The sequence below is a fragment of the Nocardioides sp. genome (assembly GCF_035703625.1).
In the GTDB taxonomy this organism is placed as follows: Bacteria; Actinomycetota; Actinomycetes; order Propionibacteriales; family Nocardioidaceae; genus Nocardioides.
The window spans coordinates 1-5,903 of record NZ_DASSXS010000213.1; the positions used below are offsets into that span (position 1 = coordinate 1).

General features: G+C 69.6%; 7 protein-coding genes. 1 reads left to right on the forward strand and 6 read right to left on the reverse strand.

The annotated features are described in order from the left end of the window. The 6 genes from VFN12_RS10650 to VFN12_RS10675 all read right to left on the reverse strand — a co-directional run. Positions 1–734 (reverse strand): hypothetical protein (locus VFN12_RS10650; protein ID WP_325118646.1); only part of this gene is annotated, 734 nt, incomplete at its 3' end. A gap of 262 nt (positions 735–996) precedes the next feature. Beyond that, a complete protein-coding gene (locus VFN12_RS10655; protein ID WP_325118647.1) occupies positions 997–1,746 on the reverse strand; it encodes a hypothetical protein in 750 nt (249 codons plus the stop codon). Between the two features lie 110 nt (positions 1,747–1,856). After that, positions 1,857–2,816: an ABC transporter ATP-binding protein gene (locus tag VFN12_RS10660; protein ID WP_325118648.1), complete on the reverse strand. Its 960-nt coding sequence runs from the start codon at positions 2,814–2,816 to the stop codon at positions 1,857–1,859. Between the two features lies 1 nt (position 2,817). Further along, positions 2,818–3,627 carry an ABC transporter permease gene (locus VFN12_RS10665; protein ID WP_325118649.1) on the reverse strand — a complete coding sequence of 270 codons (810 nt, stop codon included), beginning with the start codon at positions 3,625–3,627 and terminating at the stop codon, positions 2,818–2,820. A gap of 1 nt (position 3,628) precedes the next feature. Next, positions 3,629–4,426, reverse strand: a complete 798-nt coding sequence (locus VFN12_RS10670) for an ABC transporter permease (protein WP_325118650.1) — start codon at positions 4,424–4,426, stop codon at positions 3,629–3,631. 66 nt (positions 4,427–4,492) lie between these two features. Then, positions 4,493–5,002, reverse strand: a complete 510-nt coding sequence (locus VFN12_RS10675) for a CAP domain-containing protein (RefSeq protein WP_325118651.1) — start codon at positions 5,000–5,002, stop codon at positions 4,493–4,495. Between the two features lie 319 nt (positions 5,003–5,321). On the opposite strand from VFN12_RS10675, the gene VFN12_RS10680 reads away from it, so the two are divergent. Continuing rightward, positions 5,322–5,903 (forward strand): hypothetical protein (locus VFN12_RS10680; RefSeq protein WP_325118652.1); only part of this gene is annotated, 582 nt, incomplete at its 3' end.

The following is a 5,903-nucleotide window of genomic DNA, read 5'->3' on the forward strand; positions in this document are numbered from 1 at the left end:
GGCGGCGGGCAGCCCTCCAGGGGCTCCGGCTCGCCGGCTTCGGCGATCGTCAGCTCCGAAAGGGAGGCGTCGGACCACTCGAGGACCGTGTCGCTCTCCAGCGCCGCCTCGGCGGCGTCGCTCTCCGAGACGGTGAGGACGTGCACCCAGTCACCCGTGAGCGGATCGACGCTGCCACCGATCGGCTCGCGCAGGTCCGAGCGTCCGATCCCGTCCCAGTCGGTCTCCTTGTTGATCCGCAGCTCGAGCACGTCGGTGGCCGGGTCCACCGCGCCCGGTCCCGTCAGCTCGACGTGACCGGACACCGTGATGGTCGTCGTGCCGAACTCCACGCCCGCGATGGAGACACCGCGCACGACGCTGGTGTCAGGGGCACCCCCGGTGCCCAGCACAGTGGCGCGGATCGTGTCGCTCGGCTGGATGTCAGGCGAGCTGGGCAGGTCGAAGCAGTCACCGGCGAGGCCGCCGACGTGGTTGATCTCGATCCCGCCGGCGAAGTCGGTCGACTTCGTGGCACTGCCGACCACGAAGCCGTGTCGGAGCACCTCGACCCTGACCTTGGTGCTGGGCGGGTAGCCGGCCAGCATGACCAGGTCGGACTCGGTGAACACCTCGATGCTGCGACCGGCGCGGACAGCGCCGTCTGCGGAGAGGACTGGCATGGCCAGGGCCACCAGGGCGCCCGTCGCCACCGCCGTCCTGACCCTGCGCCCACCGCCGGTGCGACTGCGCACCCTTCCGGTGCGAGTCGGTCCCGCACGCCATTGCCGTACCCGTTCCATCAGATCTGCTCCCGTCACCCCAGGGCGCCGAGCGTCGCCCACGCACACGGTGACGCCGGATCGTCAAGAGCGCGTTAAAGCGGGGTGGCGGGCCGGCGCCGGTCGCCGGACAGCACGCCCTGAAGGGCGCATCCGCCCCGGCCTGCCCGTGCCTCCCAGGGCATGCGCGGACCCGGGGACGGCGAGGCCGTCCCCGGGTCCTCAATCACTCGCGCTAGTTGGCCTCGATCCGGGGGCAGCCCGGGAGCCGCACCGGTTCCGCGGGTCCCTCCTCGGCGACCGACAGCTCGCCGCCGCCACCGTTGGACCACTCGAGGACGACCTCGGCGCCGGCCGCTTCACCCGCCGCAACACCGATGTCCCTGGTGAAGGTGCCACCGCTGGCCACCACGTCGGGGCGGACATTCACGCGCTCGTCGGCGCTGTCGGTGCGCACGCGCAGCTCCAGAATTCCCGGGTTGGCTGCTGTCCGTCCCGTCATCTGCACGTGGCCGGTGACCGTGATGGACGTGTCGTCCCGCGTCACCGAGTCGATGAACACGCCTCGCACGACGCTGGTGTCAATGGTGGGGGTGCCGATGATCCTGGTCCGGATCGTGTCGCCCGGCCGGAGGTTGGGTGTCCTGGCCGATTCCCAGCAGTCAGCCCCGCCGCCGTGGTTCATCTCGATCAGGCCACCTGGCTGGACCCGCTTGATCGCAGAGCCGACGATGACGCCGCCCCTGATCGCCATGATCCTGACCCGGGCACGGTTCGGGTAGCCCTGGAGGATGACCATGTCGGAAGAGGTCGTGACCTCGATGCTGCGCCGGCCGCCGACGGCCGCGTCGGAGGAGACGGAGGACAGCACCGGCATCGCTACCGCCACCATGGCTCCTGCCGCCACCGCTGCACCGAGGCTGCGACGACGGTTTGTCTTGTGCACCCGGCTCGAGCGGGTCGGCTCGCCTCGCCGGTTGTTCATGCGTTCCATCAGAGTTGCTCCCATCACCCTGGGCGTCGCTGGTGCCTGAGTGGGAACCCCGAGCGTCCGGACGTCCGCGGACAACGTCGCCCCGGACCGTCAAACGCGCGTTAAAAGGACCCGGTCGCCGAGTAGAGGTCGCGGATGACGTCCTCGATGGCCGGCTCCTGGATGGAGAGATCGGCAACGTCGTACGACGCCGCGACGGCCGCCACGATGGGCGCGGCACTGGCACCGGCCGGGAAGGACAGCCACTGTCGGGGTCCCTCGACCTTGCGGACAACCGCCCCCGGAACCTCGATCGCCGGGGCGGTGTCGACGAGGTCGACGACCAGCGTGCGTGTGGAGCCGCCCTGGCCGTGCAGGTCGCCGAGGGCGCCGTCGAAGATCGCGGTCCCGTGGTCGATCACGATCACCCGGTGGCAGAGCGCCTCGATGTCCTGCAGGTCGTGGGTGGTGAGCAGGAGCGTGGTGCCGCGCTCGGCGTTGAGCCTGCGGAGGAACTCGCGCAGCCGCCCCTTGCTGATCACGTCCAGCCCGATGGTCGGCTCGTCGAGGTAGAGGATGTCGGGGTCGTGCAGGAGCGCGGCCGCGATGTCGCCGCGCATCCGTTGCCCGAGGCTCAGCTGGCGGACGGGGGTGTCGAGCAGCCGGCCGAGGTCGAGCAGCTCGAGGAACTCGTCGAGGTTGCGCCGGAAGCGGTCGTGGGGGACGCGGTAGATCTTCTGGAGCAGCTCGAACGAGTCGCGCAGCGGCAGGTCCCACCACAGGGTGGTGCGCTGCCCGAACACCACGCCGATCCGGCGCGCCAGGTCGGTGCGCCGCGCACTCGGCGCGAGCCCTGCCACCCGGATCTCGCCCGACGTGGGGACGAGGATGCCGGTGAGCATCTTGATCGTGGTGGACTTCCCGGCGCCGTTGGGGCCGATGTAGCCCACCATCTCGCCGGACTCGATCGTGAAGGAGAGGTCGTGGACGGCCGACACCACCGACGGAGACCGACGGAGCCTGCCGCTCCGGCGCCGGACCGCGAAGGTGCGCGTCAGGTCGCGGACCTCGATCAGGCTCATCTCAGCTCCCCGTGGAGGTGTAGTGGCGGACACCGGTCCGCCAGATCAGCAGGGCTCCCGCGAGCGACGCGACAGCCGCGACGGGAGAGCAGAACTGCAGCCACTGCGGCAGCCCGAAGGGGTCCTCCCGTCCGAGCAGGTAGAGGCAGGGATACCAGTTCACGAACGCGATCGGCACCACGAAGGTCAGGCCCACCATGATCTCCCGCGGGAAGATGCTGAGCGGGTACTGGGTGAGGGTGTTTCCCCCGTAGGTGAAGGCGTTGGCGAACTCGCTCGCGTCGGTCGTCCAGAACTGGATGCACGAGAAGCCCGTGAACATTGCGAAGAAGATCACCGTCGAGCTGGCCACCATCACGACGGCGACCACGATCCGCGACGGCGTCCAGTCGACGTACGTCGCCGCCCAGCCGAAGACGATCCCGGCCTGGGTGATCCGGCCGAGACGCCGCAGGGTGAACTGGTCGGCGCAGACCTGCACCATCAGCGGCACCGGCCTGGTGAGCATCTGGTCGAGGCGGCCGGTCCGGACGTAGACCCCGATCCGCTCCACGCTGCCGATCATGGTGTCGGCGAGTCCGATGCCCACTCCGGTGGCGCCGTAGAGCAGGGCGATCTCGCGCAGCCCGAACCCGCCGAGGCTGTCGATGCTGGCGAACATCGCCCAGATCCCGACGAAGTCGAGCGCCGTGATCAGGAGGCTGCCGAAGGCCATCATCAGGAACGAGCCGGGGTACGCCCACGCGGCCCGCACCCAGAGGGTGGCGATGTCGACGTAGTTGCGTGCCGGCGCGACGATGCTGGTGGACACCTCAGCCACCCTGCAGCACCACCTTGCGGGTCGCGGTCCGGAGCGTGAGCGCGCAGCAGCCGAGCAGGGCGAGCGCCCAGGCCAGCTGGAACCCGAGCGCCTGCAGTACCTCGGTGCCCGGGTACTTGCCCAGCCAGATGTCGTTGGGCACCTGGACCATCGCAGACCAGGGGAGTGCCTGGGCCAGGGTCCCGAGCCAGCCCGGGAAGAGGACGAGTGGCAGCACCATCCCGCTGAAGAACATCGCCAGCGCGCCGCTGAGCACGCGGGGTCCGGACGCGTCGAGCAGCCAGAAGGCCGTGGAGGCGACCAGGAACCGCAGCGCGAAGCTGACCGTGACGGCCAGCGGCAGGCTGACCAGGAACGCGCAGGCAGCGACGGGCCCGTCCGGGAGCTGGATGTGGAACAGCAGCACCCCGATGAGTGTGGGCGCCAGCCCACGCGTGAGCAGGTGGTACGTCGCCCGGCCGAGGTCGCCCGCGAGGTACCACCCGAGCAGTCCGACGGGGCGGTAGAGGTCGATGGCGACGTCTCCGGTGCGGATCCGCTCGGCCAGGTCGTCGGTGGTGCCGCCGCCCCAGAGGGCGACGGTCATCAGCAGCGCCTGGCCGAGCCAGACGTAGGTGACCGCGTCGGACGCGTCGTACCCGCCGGCCGTGGGGTTCTCCGCCCACAGGGCGAGGTAGGCGTAGGAGTAGATGATCCCGAAGACGGAGTTGGTGAAGATCCCGGCCAGGGTGGCGGCGGTGTAGGTCGAGTAGCGCCGGAACGCTCGCGTCGCGACAGCGACGTGGAGCATGGCCGACCTCCGGGCTCGGGTGGGGGAGCGGGCATCATCTCACCCCGCCCGGGCCACGCGGTGGCCTCAGGTGGGGTCGCCGAGGTTGACCACGCCGTAGACGTAGCCGCGCGAGTCGAACCGGATCCCGACCCCCGCGAGCTTGGCGCGTGGCTTCATCAGCACGGCCCGATGGCCGGGCGAGTGCATCCACGCGCGCACCATCTCGCGTGGGCCCAGGCTCCGCGCGCCGCGCGCCAGGGTCTCGCCCGTCCAGTGCAGGTTGCAGGCGCTCAGGACTCTGCGCTGGTCGCGGTGCTGGAGACGGCCCGTCTCGGCCAGGCGCCTGGCCCAGCGATCGGCCTGACCGTCCAGACAGTCCTGGTAGACGCGGAGCTGTTTGAGGCCGGCGCGGGCCCGCGCGTCGTTGACCGCGGCGACCACGCGATTGGCGTACTCGTTGGGGTGGGTCGCGGGACTGACCGAGCGGTTCGGCTCCGGTACCGGCCGGATCGCGGCCCCGGCTGGTGCCAGCGTGCCGGCAACGACCAGGACCGAGGCCAGGAGAGCGGACGCGAGGCGAACGGGCAGCTGCATGGTGTCCTCCCGAGTTTGTGGACGTGCTGCTGCAGCAACTTCAAGGAATCTTCAATCGTAGTCGCAAGGATTCTTCAAGGGGCGGGAATCGGCAACCAGCCGTTCGTTCACAAACCGAGTAGCCCACGTGGACTACGCCGTTCATCTCAAGGCCCGTTCAACGAAGTCCAAGGGTTTGGTCCAGCCTCACGCAAGGCTTCTTAAGTCGGCCACGGGTGAGTCGGCCCGCACGTTGAATTGAAAGTGCTCACTCGGAGCCCTCGGGGAAATCGCGAGCCGTCTGGAAAAGACGGCTCGCCGAGAGAAGGACGGACTCCAAATGTCGGCAGCCCTGCGCTTGAAACAACTGCTCTTCATCGCCGCTGCGCTCGCCCTGGTGTCGCTCGGGCTGGTGGCGGCGTTCTCGCCGGCCAGCCCCGCGCGGGCGGACGACACCGCGCCGTGCGTCGAGACGGAGGACTCGTACACCGACTGGGTGAACGAGGGCGACCAGATCAGGACCGAGGAGAACAACGCCCCTGGCACTGACGGCGACCTCGTGCAATACGTGTTCGTGGGCGAGACCGCGCCGGAGATCATCACCCCGGGCGTGACCGGTGGTCACTACTCGTGGACCGGTGGTAACCGTGGCGTGGGCAACCCGCCGACGACGTTCCCGCCGGCCGATTCCGTCAACTGGACCAAGAACACCGACGACGAGCCCCCTGGTCACCTGATCAGTGCGACGTGGTCCGGCACGCCGGGTACGGGCCTGCACGTCACCGGGAACTCGCCGACCAACGCGTCGTGGTTCTACACCGTGTCGTCAGTCCCCGCCGTCACGGACACCGACTTCCTGTGGCAGAAGCAGGTGCGCACACTCACCGAGGGTGTCGACTGCCCGCCGCCTGTGGACACTGGC